This window comes from Martinezella lusitana (assembly GCF_900094565.1).
In the GTDB taxonomy this organism is placed as follows: Bacteria; Pseudomonadota; Alphaproteobacteria; order Rhizobiales; family Rhizobiaceae; genus Rhizobium; species Rhizobium lusitanum.
The window spans coordinates 32,306-50,968 of sequence record NZ_FMAF01000018.1 but is presented as its reverse complement, the minus strand read 5'-3'; the positions used below and the strand labels follow the sequence as shown (position 1 = coordinate 50,968).

At 60.1% G+C, this 18,663-nt stretch carries 17 protein-coding genes; 9 read left to right on the top strand and 8 right to left on the bottom strand.

The features are described from left to right. Nucleotides 1-49 precede the first annotated feature (49 nt). The 3 genes from GA0061101_RS26540 to GA0061101_RS26530 are packed head-to-tail and all read right to left on the bottom strand — an operon-like array spanning nt 50 to nt 3,211. The gene (locus tag GA0061101_RS26540) at nt 50-1,309 is read right to left on the bottom strand and encodes an ABC transporter substrate-binding protein (RefSeq protein WP_037197492.1); all 1,260 of its coding nucleotides are present in this window, start codon (nt 1,307-1,309) and stop codon (nt 50-52) included. A 43-nt stretch (nt 1,310-1,352) separates the two neighbouring features. Further along, nucleotides 1,353-2,519 carry a PLP-dependent transferase gene (locus tag GA0061101_RS26535; RefSeq protein ID WP_037197493.1) on the bottom strand — a complete coding sequence of 389 codons (1,167 nt, stop codon included), beginning with the start codon at nt 2,517-2,519 and terminating at the stop codon, nt 1,353-1,355. After that, complete coding sequence (locus GA0061101_RS26530) at nt 2,516-3,211, bottom strand: FadR/GntR family transcriptional regulator (protein ID WP_092575761.1); 696 nt, start codon at nt 3,209-3,211, stop codon at nt 2,516-2,518. Before GA0061101_RS26530 ends, GA0061101_RS26535 begins: the two co-directional genes overlap by 4 nt. A gap of 203 nt (nt 3,212-3,414) precedes the next feature. Between GA0061101_RS26530 and GA0061101_RS26525 the strand changes: the two genes are divergently transcribed. After that, a complete protein-coding gene (locus GA0061101_RS26525; RefSeq protein WP_037197495.1) occupies nt 3,415-3,669 on the top strand; it encodes a hypothetical protein in 255 nt (84 codons plus the stop codon). Nucleotides 3,670-4,083: 414 nt separating this feature from the next. Then, entirely contained in the window at nt 4,084-4,224 is a 141-nt protein-coding gene (locus GA0061101_RS39545; protein WP_167669602.1) for a hypothetical protein, read from the top strand. 23 nt (nt 4,225-4,247) lie between these two features. Here the strand turns inward: GA0061101_RS39545 and GA0061101_RS26520 are convergent, their stop codons facing one another. The 3 genes from GA0061101_RS26520 to GA0061101_RS26510 all read right to left on the bottom strand — a co-directional run bounded on the left by GA0061101_RS26520 (nt 4,248) and on the right by GA0061101_RS26510 (nt 7,492). After that, nucleotides 4,248-5,474, bottom strand: coding sequence for an amidohydrolase family protein (locus tag GA0061101_RS26520; RefSeq protein ID WP_037197496.1), 1,227 nt, complete (start codon nt 5,472-5,474; stop codon nt 4,248-4,250). 40 nt (nt 5,475-5,514) lie between these two features. Then, nucleotides 5,515-6,717 (bottom strand): amidohydrolase family protein, encoded by a 1,203-nt coding sequence (locus tag GA0061101_RS26515; RefSeq protein WP_037197497.1) that lies wholly within the window; start codon nt 6,715-6,717, stop codon nt 5,515-5,517. A gap of 61 nt (nt 6,718-6,778) precedes the next feature. Then, a complete protein-coding gene (locus tag GA0061101_RS26510; RefSeq protein WP_037197498.1) occupies nt 6,779-7,492 on the bottom strand; it encodes a GntR family transcriptional regulator in 714 nt (237 codons plus the stop codon). Between the two features lie 268 nt (nt 7,493-7,760). On the opposite strand from GA0061101_RS26510, the gene GA0061101_RS26505 reads away from it, so the two are divergent. From GA0061101_RS26505 to GA0061101_RS26485, 5 genes are all read left to right on the top strand, one after another. Next, a complete protein-coding gene (locus GA0061101_RS26505; RefSeq protein WP_037197499.1) occupies nt 7,761-8,849 on the top strand; it encodes an ABC transporter ATP-binding protein in 1,089 nt (362 codons plus the stop codon). A gap of 29 nt (nt 8,850-8,878) precedes the next feature. Next, nucleotides 8,879-10,177 (top strand): ABC transporter substrate-binding protein, encoded by a 1,299-nt coding sequence (locus GA0061101_RS26500; protein WP_092575741.1) that lies wholly within the window; start codon nt 8,879-8,881, stop codon nt 10,175-10,177. 77 nt (nt 10,178-10,254) lie between these two features. Continuing rightward, a complete protein-coding gene (locus GA0061101_RS26495) occupies nt 10,255-11,166 on the top strand; it encodes an ABC transporter permease (RefSeq protein WP_037197502.1) in 912 nt (303 codons plus the stop codon). 1 nt (nt 11,167) lies between these two features. Beyond that, the gene (locus GA0061101_RS26490; protein WP_037197504.1) at nt 11,168-11,989 is read left to right on the top strand and encodes an ABC transporter permease; all 822 of its coding nucleotides are present in this window, start codon (nt 11,168-11,170) and stop codon (nt 11,987-11,989) included. Nucleotides 11,990-11,993: 4 nt separating this feature from the next. Next, nucleotides 11,994-12,737, top strand: a complete 744-nt coding sequence (locus GA0061101_RS26485; protein WP_037197506.1) for an aspartate/glutamate racemase family protein — start codon at nt 11,994-11,996, stop codon at nt 12,735-12,737. A 40-nt stretch (nt 12,738-12,777) separates the two neighbouring features. Here the strand turns inward: GA0061101_RS26485 and GA0061101_RS26480 are convergent, their stop codons facing one another. Further along, nucleotides 12,778-13,452 (bottom strand): helix-turn-helix transcriptional regulator, encoded by a 675-nt coding sequence (locus GA0061101_RS26480; RefSeq protein WP_081938739.1) that lies wholly within the window; start codon nt 13,450-13,452, stop codon nt 12,778-12,780. Nucleotides 13,453-13,583: 131 nt separating this feature from the next. Here GA0061101_RS26480 and GA0061101_RS26475 point away from each other — a divergent pair, with 131 nt between their 5' ends. Both GA0061101_RS26475 and GA0061101_RS26470 read left to right on the top strand, forming a co-directional pair. After that, the gene (locus GA0061101_RS26475) at nt 13,584-14,720 is read left to right on the top strand and encodes an aminotransferase class I/II-fold pyridoxal phosphate-dependent enzyme (protein ID WP_037197508.1); all 1,137 of its coding nucleotides are present in this window, start codon (nt 13,584-13,586) and stop codon (nt 14,718-14,720) included. 157 nt (nt 14,721-14,877) lie between these two features. After that, nucleotides 14,878-16,173 (top strand): DUF763 domain-containing protein, encoded by a 1,296-nt coding sequence (locus tag GA0061101_RS26470; protein ID WP_376774280.1) that lies wholly within the window; start codon nt 14,878-14,880, stop codon nt 16,171-16,173. A 53-nt stretch (nt 16,174-16,226) separates the two neighbouring features. Here GA0061101_RS26470 and GA0061101_RS26465 read toward each other — a convergent pair whose 3' ends face one another. Further along, nucleotides 16,227-18,563, bottom strand: a complete 2,337-nt coding sequence (locus GA0061101_RS26465; protein ID WP_037197509.1) for a glucose/quinate/shikimate family membrane-bound PQQ-dependent dehydrogenase — start codon at nt 18,561-18,563, stop codon at nt 16,227-16,229. Nucleotides 18,564-18,663: the final 100 nt, after the last annotated feature.

Here is an 18,663-nt window from a genome sequence, read left to right as displayed (position 1 = left end):
TCAGGTGGGCAAGAGCGGCGGCGGATCGCTCCGCCGCCGGATATGTGGATTATTTCTTGGCAAGGAACTTCTGCTGCGCCTTGGTCAGATAGTCTGCCCACTGATCGGCAAGATCCTTCGCGGAGATATCGCCGAGCAGCGCCTGCTGCGAGGTCTTGATGGCGAGCGAATCCTTGAAGAAGGCGAATTCCTCAAGGTAGGTCGGCATCACTGTCGGAACGGTGTCCTTGTCGGCCAGTTCCTGGAACCAGCCCTTGAACTGGTCACCCGCATAGAAGGGATCCTTCTCCGCCGCCGTATAGGCCGGCAGGGCGCCGATCTTCTTGTTCCAGGTGAGGTTGCCTTCCGGCCCCTCGAGCGTTGCGATCAGCTTCCAGGAGAGATCCTTGTTCTGGCTGGTGGAGAACATCGACCAGCCGCCATAGCCGATGGTCGGGAAGGATTTTCCGTCCGGTCCCTTCGGCAGCGGCGCAACGCCGAAATCATCCTTTTTCATGCGCTCGGCGACGGCAATCAGGGCGTCCGGATCCTGGTCGAGGAAGGCGCAGGTGCCGGAATAGAAGCCGGCAACGACTTCGTTGAAGCCCCAGTTGACGCTATCCTTCGGCGCCAAGCCTTTCTTGTAGAGGTCAACCATCCATTCGATGCCCTTGGCCCAGCCCGGGCTGTTCATCGTCGAGGTGCCGTCATCCTTGAAGTATTTGTTGTCGCCGGCCATGGAGGCGGCAAAGATCATCCAGCCGTTCAGGCCGCCAGGCCCGCCGCGCATGCAGTAGCCATATTTGCCCGGCAGCTTCGAAACCGCTTCGGAAGCCTTGACGAAATCGTCCAACGTCTTCGGCGGCTCGCTGACGCCGGCGTCCTTCAGAAGCTTCTTGTTGTAGAACATGGCGCGCAGATAGAAGCCGTAGGGCAGCATATAGGCGGTGTTCTTCACGTCGCGGCCGAGCTGGAGTGCGCGCGGCGTCAGTTCCTTAGTATGGTCCCACTTCGCCAGGTAAGGTTCAAGGCTTTCGAGCATGCCGTTGTTACCATAGAGCGAAAGCCAAGTGTCCGGCATTTCCATGACGTCGGGCGTGTCGCCGGCAGAGACCATGGTCGCGAACTTCTGGAAGGCTTCGTTCCAGGGCAGCGAGATGATATCGACCTTGGTGCCGGGATTGGCTGCTTCGAACTGGGCGACGATCGACTTCAGCGTCTCGGTGCGCTCCGGGCTGGTGATCACTTCGACGAGCTTCAGCGTCGTGTCGGCAAAGGCCGTGCCGGCCATCATGGCGGTGAAGAGTGCTGCGGTTATCAGTCTTTTCATGCTTGGTTCCCCCTTTTTAGGTTTTCCTTTTGGGTTGCTGACGTCACGAGGCGGCGGCGATCGCCTCCTCGAGTTCTCTCCACAGCGCCTCGGTTCCTTCGAGGCCGATATGGAGCCGCACGGAGCGTGGATTGATGCCGAATGTGTGGGCGGAATTCGGCTGCGCCTTTTGCTGCAGCACGACTTCGCCAGGCACGATCAGGCTCTCATGCCCGCCCCAGCTCACGCCCAGTTTGAAGAGCCTGAGACGGTCGGCGAAGGTGCGGATATCCACGCCTTCACGGAAGATGAAGGAAAACAGGCCAGACGTGCCGTTGAGGCCGGAAGGCAACCGATTGGCAAGGCCCGGATGGCAGACCTGCTCGACGACGTCGAGTTCCTGCAGCCGCTTGGCAATCGTCATCGCCGCGGCTTCATGTGCCTTCATGCGGATCGGCAGGGTGCGAAGGCCGCGGATCAGGAGCCAGGCATCGAAGGGCGAGAGCTTGCCGCCGAGATAGGGATAGGCTTCGGCTTTCAGCCGCGCGATCATCTCCTTCGAGCCGGCCACCACACCCGCCACCACATCGCTGTGGCCGCCAAGATATTTGGAGGCGGAATGGATGACGAGATCGACGCCGAGCTTCAAGGGCTGCTGGAAATAGGGAGTGGCCCAGCTGTTGTCGATCATCGAGACGACGCCGTGCTTCTTGGCAAGGGCTGCGAGAGCGCCGACATCGTGCGCTTGCATGACCCAGCTCGTCGGGCTCTCCATATAGAAGACCTTGGCGCCGGGCAGGGCCTTGGCGACGGCTTCCTCATCGCGGCCATCGACATAGGTCACTTCGACCTTCATGCGCTTCAGAACCGTGCCGAAGAGACGGAAGGCATCGGGATAGACATGCTTGACCGCCACGATCCGGTCGCCCGGCTCGACGAAGCTCAGCACGGCGGACGAGATTGCGGCCATGCCGCTTGCGAATCCGAGCGCATCCTCGCCGCCTTCGAGCTTAGCCAGCATTTCCTCGAACATACGCACGGTCGGGTTGAGGCCGCGCGTATAGATCGGCCGCACCTTCTCGCCGCGATAGGAGGCGATCATCTCGTCATAGCTGGAGAAGGTGAACAACGATGTCTGAAAGATCGGCGGCACCACGGCCTCGGCGAAATTGCCTTCGTCGTGGGCTGTTATGAGGGACGCAAGATCGAACGGCTCTAGCCCGTCAGTCATTTGGACATTTCCTTGATGTCTTCCTCGACGACGTCGAGAATTTTCAGTGTTTCGGCGCGCGCCGCTTCGGGATCCTGGTCGACGATCGCGTTGAACAGGGTGCGGTGAAAGGGAAAGGATCGGCGGGCGAAGTCCTGCCGGTCGAATGGATGAGACCAGAAGCGCTCGAAGGTTTCGCGCATCTGTTCGAGCAGTTGCTTGAACAACGGATTGTGCGTGGCGTCGTAGACTGCCAGGTGAAAGGCGAGATCCTCAGGTCCAGACGTGCCCTTGGCCATGTGGACGCGTTCCATCTCGTTGAGCTTCTGCTCGATGATGACGATGTCCTCGGAGGTGCGTTTCCTGGCCGCCACCATGCCGGCCTCGCATTCGATGCCGCGACGAACCTCCAGCGTCTGCAGCAGAGCATCGCGCAGATGCGGCGGGTCGAGCGACAGGGGCATGTGGATGGTGCCCTTGGAAACAGGCTTCAGCAGATAGGTGCCGCTGCCCTTGCGGGTTTCCATGACACCCAGAGCCTGGAAATAGGTGAGCACCTCCCGGATGGTCGAGCGCCCAACGGAAAGCGCCGCCATCAACTCGCGCTCCGTGGGCAACCGGTCGCCCGCCCGGAGTTTCGACGACTCGATGAAGGTCGACAGCGCGTCGATGACTTGCTGCGTCCGGTCGATGGAGGGAAGGGGTGTGAGCATCGTCTTGATCATGGGTCGATAAATTGGTCTGACATCTGCCATCAGGTCAATCTCTTTTTCCGGTAAGCCGAATTTTTCTGTGTTCGGCATCAAGATTGAGCGGATCCATGGGAAGAAGGCGGGACAGCGAGATCGCGCGGTCTTCAAGAGTGCTGATAGCGCTGATAGAAAGGGCCCAATGTGAGTCCCCGAGTTGGAAGAGAATGGCCGCGCGAGATCGATATTCACGGAAGCTGGAATGTGCGAGATGCGGGCACGCCGGTTTTGCCGAGGTTTCCGAGACCGACAACCGTCGGGCACCCAGCCGCGATTTCAAGATCGATGAGATGCCCCGCGGCTTCTCCACCGAACGGCCGTCGCCCGACCCGCGCAAGCATATGATGCGTTGCCGCTGCGGCGCCGTCTTCCGTTTCGAACAGGACACGGTCTATGCACCGGGCGGCGAGCCGCGCCGGTAGCAACATCGCTGCCAAAAAGAAAAAGGCCTCGCAAAGGCGAGGCCAAGCTTGTGCCGCTCCGGGGAAATCGGAAGCGACGTGGCGTTGTTTAGCGGTGGTCATTCTGCTCGGCTAGGTCAGATTGGGCGATAGCGGTACGCTCGCATAAAAAAGCTTTTCATCCCTGAACCATGTCGCCGATGCCGGCTGCTTTTGGCTTCTTCAGAGCATGGGTTGTAGCTCGTCAAGCTTCCCTATGGATGCGAAGGCCGAGAAGAAAACCATCTTTCCGTGTAAATGTGTTCAGCTACCGTTCATTTAGGCGCGGGCAAATAGATAGTTGCCGCAACGCCTTGCGGTTGTCGAGGCCCGACTACCTTGCGGCTTACGCCTGGTAGTCGGGCCTCGCAGATACTGAAAGACTTGGATATACGCATGCGGCTGCTTCTCGCTTTCATCGACTGGATTAGGCGTCGTCGCCAGCGGCGGCTGGAGGCCGAGACGATTCAGTATTCCGCCGACGATCCATGGATCTTGCAGCAGATCGAGAAATTCGAGCGGGAGTTGAAGCGATAGGCGGGTGAGGCCCCATTCGTGGCCTAGCTTGCAGGAGGCAACAGGCGCGGCTGCGGCCGTACGAACGTCTGCTTGCCGTTCTTCCAGCCGGCTATGGGCTGGCGGATTTCTCGGATCATCGATAGTGGATCGGCAGCGTCCGCTACTACTATATCCGCGGGTGCGCCCGGTTCCAGACCATAGTTGCGTCGCATCAGGCGGGCGGCATTGGCCGTAACCATGTCGAATGCCCTTCCGATATCTTCATCCCGCGAGAGTTGCGCCACATTGGCGAAGAGATTGGCCATGCGGCCAAGCGAGACGTCGCCGTAAGGAGTGAAGGGATTGAGAACATTGTTTGTCGCCGCCGTCACGGTGACGCCGCTGGCCGTAAGCAGCATCGCCGGAGCGAGGCCGCGCGGGATAAGATGATCCCTGTCACGGCCGAGCAGGAAGAGATCCGTTGCTGGTAGCACCGTCACGGCTATCCCGGCATCGGCAAGACGCGCGGCAAGCTCGTCGGCCGCCTGTGTCGACATGGCAGAAAGCTTCGTGGCATGGCCGATGGAAACACGGCCGCCATAGCCCCGCCGCTTGGTTTCCGCCACGACCGCCGGGATCGCGGAGCCTGACGGATTGAGATCGAAATCGAGATGGAAATCGACGTCGACACCATGGCGCTCGGCCAGATCGAAAATCCTGGTGATATGAGCCTGGGGATCGGGATCGGTGTAGGGACAGCCGCCGATGAGATCCGCCCCGTCGGTGAGCGCGCGATCCAGCATGTCCGTCGTTTCAGGCTCGTTCGTAAGGCCCTCCTGGGCAAAGGCACAGATCTGAATATCTATCGCCCAGGCATAGGTGCGCCTGATCTGCCTGATCGCATCCAGCGAACGAAAGCCGGCACGAGGATCGACCTCCACGAAGGTCCGCATCGCTGTCGTACCGTTCAGGATGGCATTTTCGACGACACGGGCCGCGCGTGCGTAGACGTCCTCGGTTGTGAAGCCGGCTTTTGCTTTGGCAGTCTCACGGACCGCTTCCTCCAGCGTTCCCTCGCATATCAGGCAGCGATCGAGAATGCAGGCCTTGTCGAGATGGATATGGCTATCGACGAAGCCGCCAAAGGCGAGGCAGCCGCACATATCCTGCCGCGGTGCATCGGTTGCCAAGGCATGTTCGATTGCGGCAATCCTGCCGTCCCTGATGCCGATGTCGAAGCAGCCCTCGCGGTTGGCGATACGAACATTAGAAATCACCAGGTCGAGCATCGGGCTACCTTATTTTCGCAAGCTGAATGCCGGTGCTTTGTCAGTTCCGCAGGACGGCACCGTCTCTGGCGATGAGCTTGCCGGCCTTGTAAACGCAACGCCCTTTCGGAACCGCGACGACCGCCTCGGGCACATGCTCAGCCTTCAAAGTCACAAAATCGGCTTTCGCGCCGACGCGCAAGCCATAGTCTTCAAGGCGCAGCGCCTTGGCACCGCTTTCGGTAACGATGTCGAAGGCGGCCCTCAGCTCGTCATCGGTATAGAAGCCGGAGCGATAGCCGATCATCATCGCGCGTCCGAGCATATCGCCATCGCCATAGGGCCACCAGGAGTCGCGAATGTTGTCGCTGCCGCTGAAGACGGTGACGCCTGCTGCGCGAAGCATAGCGACTGGCGGGAAGGCGTGATTGCCCGGCGCATTGGTCATGATGGAAACGCCGCTCTCGGCAATGAGAGTGGCGGCGCGCTTTGCCGCCTCGCTTGAGAGATCGCCGAGCCCGTAGGCGTGGCTGACCGCGACATGTCCGCCCATGGAAAGGGCGCGCGTGCGGGCGCAGATCTGCTCGATGGTGAACAGGCCGAGCGTGCCGCCATCATGGAGGTGAATATCGACATCGACGCCATGCTTTTCGGCAATACCGAAAACGACGTCGAGATGCTTCTCGACATCGCGGTCGAAGCTTGCCGGATCAAGGCCGCCGACGAGATCGGCACCCATCGCGACCGCTTCGTCCATCAATTGCGGCGTGCCGGGGCTCTTCAGAATGCCGCTTTGCGGAAAGGCGACAAGCTGGATATCGATCAGTCCGCGATATTCCTCACGCACGGCGAGCACGGTTTCGAGCGATTTCAGCCCAACGGAGCCGTCGACCATGACATGGCTGCGCATATGCGTGCTGCCATTGGCAATGCAGAGGTCGAGCTGGTTCCTCGCCCGCACGTCCATGGGCGCTGCCTGCGCCATGTTCTCAGCCTGAAATGCGACGCGTTCGTGGACGTCGAAGCCATTGGTGCAGGGCTTGTGCGGTATCCAGGCGTCGCCATAAAAACTTGTATCGAGATGGATATGTCCCTCGACAAAACCGGGAACGACCAGCGCGCCTTCGAGTTCGACGATCTCGCCCGCTGTGACTACCGATCCTGCCGGCTCGATCGAAACGATGCGTCCGTCAGTAACGCCGATGTCCTTTATTGCGCCGTCGGCGAGCTTGGCTCGGGTAAAAAGCGTCTCGATCGCGCTCAAATCTTTCTCCTTCACTGCTGAAACTCAATCGTTCGGGTGCCGCACCGATATGGGCGACCCCTTAGCGCTCGAAGGCTTCCTTGAGGCCAAAGCTCTTGCGCTCGCGCAGATCGAGATCGGCTTCGATATGCGCGATATGATGAAGCATGAGATGGCAGGCCGTATCGATATCCTTGCGTTCGAGCGCGGTGATGATGCCGCCATGTTCAGCATGGCCACAGCTCGAGGCGCTCGACTGGCCGTAGAGTGCGATCACCAGCGAGGAGCGCGCGACCAGCTCTTCCATGAAACGCTGCATGATGAGGTTGCCGGAAATCGAAGCCAGCATCAGATGGAAATCGCCTGATGCCTTGATCTCGGCGCGACGAGCGGATTGACCACGCTCGCTCATCAGCCGCCCTTCTTCTATGAGGAGCTGCCTCAGGTGCTTGAGCTGAGCCGGCGTGATACGTTCGGCCGCAGATTTGAGAATGCCGGGCTCCACCAGACGGCGAGCCGCGAAGATCTGTCTGGCCTCATCGGGGGAAGGGTAGGCGACAAAGGCACCTCTGTTCTTCTCGACGCTGACGAGACCCTCATAGGAAAGAGCCTGCAGGGCGGCGCGCGCCAGTGTGCGGCTGACATTGAACAGGCTGCCCACATCGCTCTCGGATAGTTTCGTACCGGGCGAGAGCCTGCGCTCGACGATTGCCTCGCGAAGGGCATCGCGGATCTGTTGTGCACCGTTTTCCGTGGAGTCGCCGGGCGCCTGCAGCGCGTCTGCTTGAGAATTCATGAAATCGCATACCTGATTATCAGAGAAATGATATCGCGGTTTGCTGCAAAAGTTAAACGGAATTTGATGCATAAATAAAGTCAAATCGTATACAATTATCTGCACTTATCGAGGACAATAGCCTATTTCATGTGCAGACGGTCGATTGCCTCGTGAAGGGTATTTATTTTAGATCTCTATAAAAATACAAAGATCGCAAACAGTTAGTGCGGCGCAGCAAAACTGGCACGATTGATGCACTGTCTTTCCCAGACAAAAGGGGAAGATGATGTCGAAAGCGGCAGAGATAGATATAGCGTCCGTTTCGAAGGTCTACGGCACGACGACGGCAGTGCATGCGATCAGCCTCAAAATACCGGCAGGGTCTTATTGTTGCTTTCTCGGCCCGTCCGGCTGCGGCAAGACATCGACCCTGCGCATGATCGCGGGGCATGAAAGCATTTCGTCGGGCGATGTCCGGCTGGGAAATATCGTCGTCACCGATTTTCCGCCTGCCAAGCGCGGCACGGCGATGATGTTCCAGTCCTACGCGCTGTTTCCGCATCTCGATCTCATCGACAACGTCGCCTTCAGCCTGAAGATGAAAGGTGTCGCCAAGGAGGAGCGTCGCGCCAAGGCGCTCGAAATGCTGAAGCTCATGCAGATGGAAGCCTATGCGACCCGCCGTCCGGCCCAGCTTTCGGGCGGCCAGCAACAGCGCGTGGCGCTCGCTCGCGCCCTGATCACCGATCCCGAGGCGTTGCTGCTGGACGAGCCCTTGTCGGCGCTCGATCCGTTCCTGAAGATCCGCATGCGCGCCGAGCTGAAAAAGCTGCAGAAGACGCTGGGCATCACCTTCGTCCATGTCACGCACAGCCAGGAAGAGGCGATGGCGCTTGCCGACATCATGGTCATCATGAACGACGGCCGCATCGAGCAGGCGGCTTCGCCGCGAGAGGTTTTCGAACGTCCTGCGACTGCCTTCGTTGCGCGCTTCATGGGCGACCACAATGTGCTGTCCGGCCGGGTGACGGCGAGCGATGACGGCATCATCACCATGACCGCGCCGGAAGGACAAAGCTTTTCCGTGCGGGGCGCCGGTCGCCAGGTCGGAGAGCCGGTCGACTTCGGTATCCGCACCGATCGCGTCCGCCTTTCGCAATCCGCCGAAAAGGGCCTCGGCTTCAATGGCGTCGTCTCCAACATCGAATACCGCGGAGCGACGGTGAAGATTACCGTCATCGGCGCCGGCAGCGACGATTTCACCGTTATCGCAAGCAACGACGATAGCGCCGCCAAATTCCTATCGGTCGGCGATGCCGTCTCTCTGAGTTGGGGCATGGAGGATGCCATCCTCCTCGGTCGCATTTCCGCATGAATCCTAAGCATCACAAAAGGGGAACTGACATGACCACTGAAACGAAGACTACCAAGGCAGCAAAGGGCATTTCCCGCCGTTCATTGCTGAAGACCGGCGCTGCTGCCGCCGGCGCCATCGCAGGCTCCGGCCTCATCACCGGCTTTCCGACCATCTGGGCACAGTCGAACATCACGCTGCGCCAGTTCGGCAGCGGAGTTTCGAACATCAATGCCATTGCCGAGAAGTGCAAGGCTGATCTCGGCATCACGCTGGAGATGACCGCGACCGATTCCGACGCTGCCGCTCAGCGCGCCGTCACGCAGCCGAACAGCTACGACATCGCCGACATCGAATACTGGATCGCCAAGAAGGTGTTCCCCGTCGGCGTCCTACAGCCGATGGATGTCAAGAAGCTGAAATATTACGACAAGATCGTACCGCTGTTCATCAACGGCAAGCTGAAGCCGGACAGCGTCATCGCTCAGGGCACGGCGCCGCACACGGTCGGTTTCGTCGAAGGCCAGGGTTCCAAGAAATTCGCCAAGGAGCCGACGCAGTGGATGACGATGGTTCCGACCATCTATAACGCCGACACGCTCGGCATTCGTCCCGACCTGACAGGCCGTCCGATCACCAGCTGGGCCGATATTCTCGACCCGGCCTTCAAGGGCAAGACCGCCATCCTCAACATCCCGTCGATCGGCATTATGGATGCCGCAATGATCATGGAAGCCGCCGGCAAGATCAAATATGCCAACAAGGGCAACATGACGAAGGCGGAAATCGACAAGACGATCGATTTCCTGATCAAGACCAAGGGTGAAGGCCAGTTCCGCGCCTTCTGGAAGTCCTTCGACGAAAGCGTCAACCTGATGGCCTCAGGCGAAGTCGTCATCCAGTCGATGTGGTCGCCGGCTGTCGCTGCCGTTCGCTCGAAGGGCATCGCCTGCACCTTCCAGCCGCTCAAGGAAGGCTATCGCGCCTGGGGCGGCGGTCTCGGCCTCGCCTCGCATCTGAAGGGCGCCCAGCTCGACGCCGCCTATGAATACATCAACTGGTACACGTCCGGCTGGGTCGGCGGCTACCTCAACCGCCAAGGCTACTATTCCGCCTGCATGGAAACCGCCAAGGGCTTCATGTCGGCCGACGAATGGGGCTACTGGATCGAAGGCAAGCCGGCGCAGGGCGATATCCTGTCTCCGGAAGGCAAGGTCATGGAGAAGGCCGGCGCCGTTCGCGACGGCGGTTCCTTCGAGGCCCGCATGGGCGCGGTTGCTTGCTGGAACTCGGTCATGGACGAAGACCGCTACATGGTCCGCCGCTGGAACGAATTCATCGCGGCCTAATCGGTACCGCCTCTACCCATTAAATCCTCTCCCCGCCCACGTTGGGGGGAGGAAGCCGCTAACGGAGAAACCGGGCTATGGCGACGATCGCTTCATCAGAAACGGACCAAGCAACAGCAAAATCAGGGCGCAGCTTTCGCGTGCCCCTGGGGCTCGTTTCCTATCTCCAGGCAACGCCGCTCTTTCTGATCCTCGGCTTCTTCTTCCTGTTGCCGATCGCGATGATCGGCGTGGTCAGTTTCTGGGACTATGATTTCGCCGGCCTCTATCCCGCCTTCCTGACCACGAACTACACCGACACGCTAGGTTCATGGGTTACTTGGAAAACCTACCTCAACACATTGAAATTCACTGTCATTGTCTGGGGTCTGACACTATTCATCGGCTTCTGGGTCGCGTATTTCCTCGCTTTCCACATCCGCCGCACATCGACCCAGATGATCCTCTTTCTCGTCTGCACCGTGCCGTTCATGACATCGAACATCATCCGCATGATCTCGTGGATCCCGGTGCTCGGGCGCAACGGGCTGGTCAATTCGACGTTGATCGAGCTGGGCCTCATACCGAAGCCGATCGAATGGCTGCTCTATTCGGATTTCGCCGTCGTGCTGGCCATGGTGCACCTCTATACGCTGTTCATGGTGACGCCGATCTTCAACACGCTGATGCGCATCGATCGCTCGCTGTTCGAGGCCGCTCGCGACGCCGGCGCCAGCGGATGGCAGGTGCTCTGGAACGTGGTGATCCCGCTTGCCAAGCCCGGCATGGCGATCGGCAGCATCTTCGTCGTCACCCTCGTCATGGCGGATTTTTCGACCGTGCAGGTGATGTCCGGCGGCCAGAGCGCGTCCATCGCCCTGATGATGAAGAACCAGATGTCGCTGCTGCAATATCCGGCTGCGGCCGCCAATGCCGTGGTGCTGCTCGTCGTCGTGCTGCTGATGGTCGCCGCCATCCTGCGCATCGTCGATATCCGCAAGGAGCTTTGAGATGAACCACGAAAAGCGCAGCCTGGAATTTTATGTCCTGGCGATCTTCTTCACCATTTTCGTGCTGTTCCTTTACGGCCCGCTGTCGGCGATCGTCATCCTGTCCTTCCAGGGTCCAGATGGCGGCCTGACCTTTCCGTTGAACGGGATGTCGCTGCATTGGTTCGCCAATCTCTTCGAGAAGCAGGCGGTCGGCGATTTCGGCGCCTCGTTCCAGCGATCCCTGATCCTCGGCATCATGGTGATGATCGTGACCGTCGTCGTCTCGCTGTTGGCAGGCCTTGCTTTTCGCCGCCGGTTCCGCGGATCGACATTTCTGTTCTATGCCACGGTCGCGAGCCTCGTGGTGCCGTCGATCATCATCTCGCTCGGCATCGGCGTGGTCTTCCAGCAGGGCGGTCTTGCCCCCGCCTGGTATTCCTCGGCCTTCGGCGCGCATCTGACCTGGACCTTGCCCTTCGGCGTGCTGATCATGTTCGCCGTCTTCAACCGCTTCTCGCCAGCATATGAAGAAGCTGCGCGGGACCTGGGCGCCACGTCGTGGCAGACCTTCCGCCATGTCGTGCTGCCGATGATCGCGCCGAGCCTGATCGGCGTCGGCCTGTTCGGCTTCACTCTGTCCTATGACGAATTCGCCCGTACTTTGATGACGTCGGGCACCTACAACACCCTACCCCTCGAAATCTACGGGATGACGACGAATGTCACGACGCCGGTGCTCTATGCGCTCGGAACGGTGACGACGCTCTTCTCCTTCACCATCATTCTCCTGGCGCTCGCAATTATGACCATGCTTGGCCGCCGTCAGGCCAAGAAGAGCTGAGATCATGCGCCTATTGCTTATCAATCCGAATACGACCGCCTCCATGACCGAAAAGGCGGCGATAGCAGCACGCGCGGTTGCGGCTGCCGGCACCGAAATCATCGCCGCCACCTCGCAGATGGGACCGGCCTCCATCGAAGGCTATTATGATGGAGCCCTTGCCGTGCCCGGCCTGCTGCGCGAACTGAAGGAACGGCAGGCCGCAGGCTACGATGCCGCGATCATCTGCTGTTTCGATGATACCGGCCTCGAGGCGGCACGCATGTTTTGCGATGTTCCGGTTGTCGGGCTCTGCGAATCGGCCGTCGCAACGGCTGCTTTCCTGGCGCAACGATTCAGCGTGGTGACCACGCTGGAGCGGTCGCGGATCCTGATCGATAACCTCGTCCAGCGTTATGGCATGGGTGGTCGCGCCAGGGTGCGCGCGTCCGATATCCCGGTTCTGGAACTTGAGAATGCGTCTTCCGGCGCGATCGGAAAATTACGGGCGGAAATCGAACGCGCGCTCACCGATGACGGTGCGGAGGCGATCGTGCTCGGCTGTGCCGGCATGACGGATCTTGCGCGGGAATTGCAGGAGATCTACGGCGTCCCGGTGGTGGACGGCGTGGCCGCGGCGGTCAAACAGGCCGAAGCGCTCGTTTCACTCGGCCTCTCAACCAGCAAACGCAGCTCCTATGCCTCGCCCCTACCGAAGTCCTTTTCCGGCGCGATGAGCGATTTTGCTCCAATCTCCGCATCGGCCTGAGTTCGCCATCACCGTTCGGCCACCGAGCGCCACAGGCGCCTCAGGCGTTCGTCGTCTGCAGCTTCTTTTGTCGAGCCTCGCGCAGATGCTTGTAGACGGTTGCCCGTGAAATGCCGAGCAACCGGGCGAGATAGGGGACGAGATTGCGGATGGAAAAGTAGCCCTCCTGTTCCAGCATCTCGACGAGGGCGGCGTGGTCTTCCCTGGCGAGTGCGGAGGCGGCCAGCCCCCGTTCACCGAGAAAATCCGCGATCGCGGCATTGACCGTCTCCTGCCAATCGGCGCGGAAAAGCGCGGATGGCTGCGCCCCGGCACCCTGAAATGCCGCCAGGAGGTTCAGCGCGTCCCGTGCCGCTTCGATCGGTGCTATATCGAAATTGATGCATAGCAGTCCGAACGGCTCGCCGGCCGTGTTCCGCAGCACTGAGGTGATGGACTTGAGTTGGCGCCCGTCGAAATTCGTCTTCCGATAAGGACCGATGACATCTGCGCCCAAAGACCCAATATCTTTCAACTCTGCAAGCGACGAGCCGCCGACTTCGCGCCGCGACAGGTTGTTGGCGATATAGGCGATCGTCTGCGTTCTCAGATCGTGGATGACGACTTCTGCATGTGGCTTGAGCAAGGTCGCCACCGCCTCGGCAATGGGCGCGAAGACCATAATGTCCTCGCTTGCAGTCGATCCATGCATGTTCGAGGCTGTCTTTCCTGGCATCGCTGCACTCCAGCTAAGGGAATAGACAAAAACTCTGTATTTGACAATTTGTCAACTCGCTTCTAGTTTTGCGGCCGTAGGGAGTTGGTGCCAACCGGTACCGGTCACCATAGATGTCGGAGAAATGCACCATGCCGCTGCTGCCAGATTTCAAGCTCGAGACCTATTTTTCGAGGTGGGAGTTCAGCGCGCGCTATCACATGACCGCCTCCGACGCGCAGAGTATGACGATGGCGGAGCTGCTTGATATGGCGACGCCGGAGCAGCGACAAACTCATGAGAACCTATGGCTTGGCTATACGGAGACCTTCGGTGATCCGGCACTGCGCGACATCATCGCCGGCCTGCATCTGCAGATGCAGCGAGCGGATATCCTTTGCTTCGCCGGAGCGGAGGAGGGCATCTACATCGCCATGCATGCGCTTCTCGAAAAGGGCGACCATGCGATCGTCGTGACACCCAATTACCAATCGTCCGAAACGATACCGTTGAGCATCTGCGACGTCTCTGCCGTGGCGCTTGATCCGCATGACGGCTGGTCGCTCGATATCGACGCGGTCAGCGCGGCAATCCGGCCGAATACCAAGCTGATTTCGATCAATTTCCCGCACAATCCCACAGGCAAGGTCCTTGAAAGGGAGCGGTTCGATGCGCTGGTGGATCTCTGCCGCCGGCATGGCATCTGGCTCTTCAGCGACGAAGTCTATCGCGGCCTGACCGTCGAAGGCAAACCGGTATTGCCGGCGGCGGCCGACGCCTATGAGCGGGGCCTGTCGCTGGGCGTGATGTCGAAAGCCTATGGACTGCCGGGCCTGCGCATCGGCTGGATCGCCTGCCGCGATCACGGGGTGATTTCGAAGATGGAGCGGATGAAACACTATCTCTCCATCTGCAATGCCGGCCCGAGCGAAAGCCTGGCGAAAATCGCCTTGCTCAATGCCGACAGGATCCTCGACCGCAACAACCGGCTGATCGCCTCCAATCTGGTAAAGTTGAAGGCGCTGTTTGCCGAGTTCGAGCATCTGTTCGATTGGTACACGCCCGATGGCGGCTGCGTCTGCTATCCGCGCTACAAGGGGAGGGACGGCGTGGAGAATTTTGCGCATGATCTGGTGGAACGATCCGGCGTGCTGCTGTTGCCCGCCAGCCTTTACCGCTCGGATCTCAACTCGACGCCGAACGATCGATTCCGCATAGGTTTCGGCCGCACCAATATCGATGAAGGCATTACGGCAATGCGCTCCTATCTGCTGCGCAATCGCTCTTGAGTGCCATCTGACTGTCAATAATCAGGGGAAGATCCCGCCCACGATTGACGCTCGTCGGGCAAGGCGGTCCCGGATCCGGTGGGGCTCGATAAAAGACGGTGCGGATGGCGCAAATCGGCCGTTCGCACTACATTCAGCTTTCCGAAGATCGTGGGTGATGAACTTGGCACACAGAACTGGAAAGGCTGATCTTCCCTTGCATGGCGGCCGCGTGCCGCGCTGGCTGGGAGACCGGATGACGCGCCTGGGCGCCGTGATCACCGAGGCGATCGTGCAGCATTACGGACGCGATGAGCTGTTCCGCCGGCTCGCCAATCCCTTCTGGTTCCAGTCCTTCGGCGCTGTCATGGGCATGGACTGGCATTCCTCCGGCATCACGACCAGCGTCCTCGGCGCGTTGAAACGCGGCCTGACACCGCTTTCCGGCGAGCTTGGGATCCATGTCTGCGGCGGCCGCGGCTCGCATTCACGGAAGACGCCGGGTGAATTGGTTGATATCGGCGATCGCGTGGGCATCGACGGCACATCGCTTGCCACCACCAGCCGATTGATTGCAAAAGTCGATAGTGCGGCCTTGCAGGATGGCTTTGATCTCTATCTGCACGGGTTCATCGTGGCGGACGACGGCAAATGGGTTGTTGTCCAGCAGGGAATGAACGGCGATCGGCGCCAGGCGCGCCGGTATCACTGGCTGTCCGAAGGGCTAACGAGCTTTCTCGATTCTCCCCATGCGGCAATCGAGGGAAGGGAGCAGGGTGAGATCATCAATCTTGCCGATCGTCGCGCCGAGCGCTCCCGCAATGGGCAACTGGATCTCCTCACTTCACTGGGTCCAGATAAAATTATCCGTGAATTCAATGCGCTGGAAGGACAAGCTCCAGCAAGTAGAAAACACGATGCGCAACCGATGTTGCCGCATCTCATCATGCCCGCACATCACGACGTGCGCCAGGAGGATGTGAACATGCGGCGTTTGCATGGAAATCTCGCGGCGGCTGCCGATCGCGGTCCAGTGGATTTCGAGGAGCTGCTGTTGACGCCTGGCGTTGGCGCACGGACGGTGAAGGCATTGGCGATGGTCGCCGAAGTCGTTCATGGCGCACCGTGCCGCTTCTCCGATCCGGCACGCTTTTCGCTCGCCCATGGCGGCAAGGATCGGCATCCTTTTCCAGTTCCGTTGAAGGTCTATGACGAGACGATCAGCGTGATGAAATCCGCGGTGAAGAAGGGGCGTCTTGGGCGCGACGAAGAACTGGCTGCGCTGAAGCGCCTGGACGATCAGTCCCGAGTTCTGGAGCGATATGTCACCGGACCCGATCTCAAGGAGATCATCGCCGGCGAATTCGACAGATCTTCGTCCTATGGCGGCCGTAGCGTCTTCGGATGGGAGGAGCCCCCTGCGAGTTCCGAAGGCAATGGCACGTCGAGCCGCGTCCGCTCTTCGAAGAACTGACTGCAAGCTTCAGGTGAAAGGGGGCGAGCAGGCCCGCCCGTTTCAAGGTCAACTCATGGCAGGGTGTAGCCGATGACGTAGTCGCCCGGCTTGGTGCCGACGGAGCCATGACCACCGGCCACCATGACGACATATTGTTTATTGTCGCTGGCGGTGTAGGTCATCGGCGTTGCCTGGCCGCCCGCCGGCAGGCGCGCCTGCCAGAGCTGCTTGCCGCTTGTCACGTCGTAGGCCCGCAGATAATCGTCCACGGCCGCAGCCAGGAAAGCAACGCCGCCCTTGGTGACGATCGGTCCGCCGATACCGGGAACGCCGACCTTGATGGGCAGCGGCAGCGGCGTCATGTCGTAGATGGTGCCGTTCTTGTGCTTGTAGGCGATCTTGCCGGTCTTCAGGTCGACGCCGGCGACGTAGCCCCAGGGCGGCGCCTGGCAGGGAATGCCGAGTGGCCCGAGAAACGGCCCCATATAGACGCCGTAAGGAGAGCCTTCGTTGCGGTTCAAGCCCTGCTCGCTGCCCTTGTCCCCCGCTCCCTTCGGCGGGATCTCGGCGCGCGGCACGAGCCGCGACGTGAAGGCCAGGTACGTCGGCATGCCGAACATGATTTGGCGTTCCGGGTCGACGGCGACGCTGCCCCAGTTGAAAGTGCCGAAATTGCCGGGATAGATGATGGAGCCACGCAGCGACGGGGGCGTGTATCGACCTTCATACTGATGTCGATGGAAGGAAATGCGGCAGGCAAGCTGATCGAACAGCGAGACGCCCCACATATCCTTTTCCTGCAATGGAGGCGGCGAAAAGGTCAGATCCGAGATCGGCTGCGTTGGAGAGGCGTGATCCTCCGGAATGGTGCCGCCAGGCGCGGGGATTTCCTTAAAGGGAATGATCGCAGCGCCAGTGCGACGATCGAGGACGTATAGATCGCCCTGTTTGGTCGAGGCGACGAGCGCGGGGATCACGGAGCCATCGGCCTTTGTCAGGTCGAAGAGCACGGGCTGCGCCGGTACGTCCATGTCCCAGAGATCGTGATGGACGAATTGTTGCACCCATTTGAGCTGGCCCGTGTTGATGTCCAGCGCGACCATCGATGAGGAGAAGCGCTCGACATTGGCGCTGCGTCCCATGCCCAGCTGATCGGGCGTTTGGTTGCCAAGCGGGATATAGACCATGCCGAGCGCTTCATCGGCACTGGAGATCGACCAGCTGTTCGGCGAATTGGTGGTATAGGTCTGCCCGGCGGGCAGGGGTGCCGTTTGGTCGGGGTTGCCCGAATCCCAGTTCCAGAGCAGTGCGCCGGTCCTGGCGTCGAAGGCGCGGATGACGCCGGATTGCTCCTGCGTCGAATAGTTGTCGTTGACCGCGCCGCCGATGATGATCTTGTCTGCGACGATGACGGGCGGCGATGTGGAATAGTAGTAACCGGCCGGATTGTATTTCATGCCGGTTTCGAGATGGAGCGTGCCCTGATCGGCGAAGCTCGGGCAGACCTTGCCATTGGCTGCGTCAAGGGCGATCAGCCGGGCGTCGGAGGTCGGCAGGTAGACGCGGTCGGCGCAAGGCGCTCCGGCGGTGACGGTCTTGTCGTGATAGTAGGAGACGCCGCGGCAGGTCTGATGCTGACGATTGGGGTTCATCCCGGCATTCGCATCGTAACGCCATTTTTCCTTGCCGTCCTTGGCATCGATCGCAATCGCCAGGCTGTGCGGCGTGCACAGGAACAGCGTGTCGCCGACCTTGAGCGGCGTGACCTGATAGGTTGTCTCGCCAATATCGTCCGGGCGTTTCACGTCGCCGGTCTGGTAACGCCACACTTCCTTGAGGGTGGCGACATTCCGCGCATTGATCTGGTCGAGCGGCGAATAGCGCTGGCCGAAAGATGTGCGGCCATATTGATGCCATTCGCCATTCGGCACATTGCCTCCCACGGGAGCGTTCGCCACAACCGTCGTCGGCAGATCGCCTGAGAGGTCGTGAGGGTCGGTCGTCATGGAATAAACTGCAATGAGAACGGCGATGATCAGGGGTATCGCGAGCGGCCAGGGATTGGCCCCATAGTGGACACCATCAAGGCTGCGAAACCCCAGTGGGCGCCGGATCCATGGTGTCAGCAGCCATAGTCCGATCAGGATGATCAGTCCGCCGCGCGGACCGAGCTGCCACCAGTCGAACCCCACCTCCCATATGGCCCAGCCAAGCGCGGCGATTACGAAAATCGCATAGAGCCAGAGCGCGGCCACCTTGCGCATGGAGAGCAAAATCGCCGTCGCGAGAAAGGCGATGCCGGCGAGAAGGTAGAAGAAGCTGCCGCCGAGCAGCACAAGCCAAAGCCCGCCGCCGCCGAGCGCGAGCCCGATAAGCGCCAGAATGATCGATGTTATGAGAATGGCCATGATCTGCTCCAGTCTATCCGCCGATTTGACAGTGATTGATCGAAGGCATGCAAAGGCGCGGCCGGAATCCCTAACAGGATCTGGAACCGAAAGAGGTCGA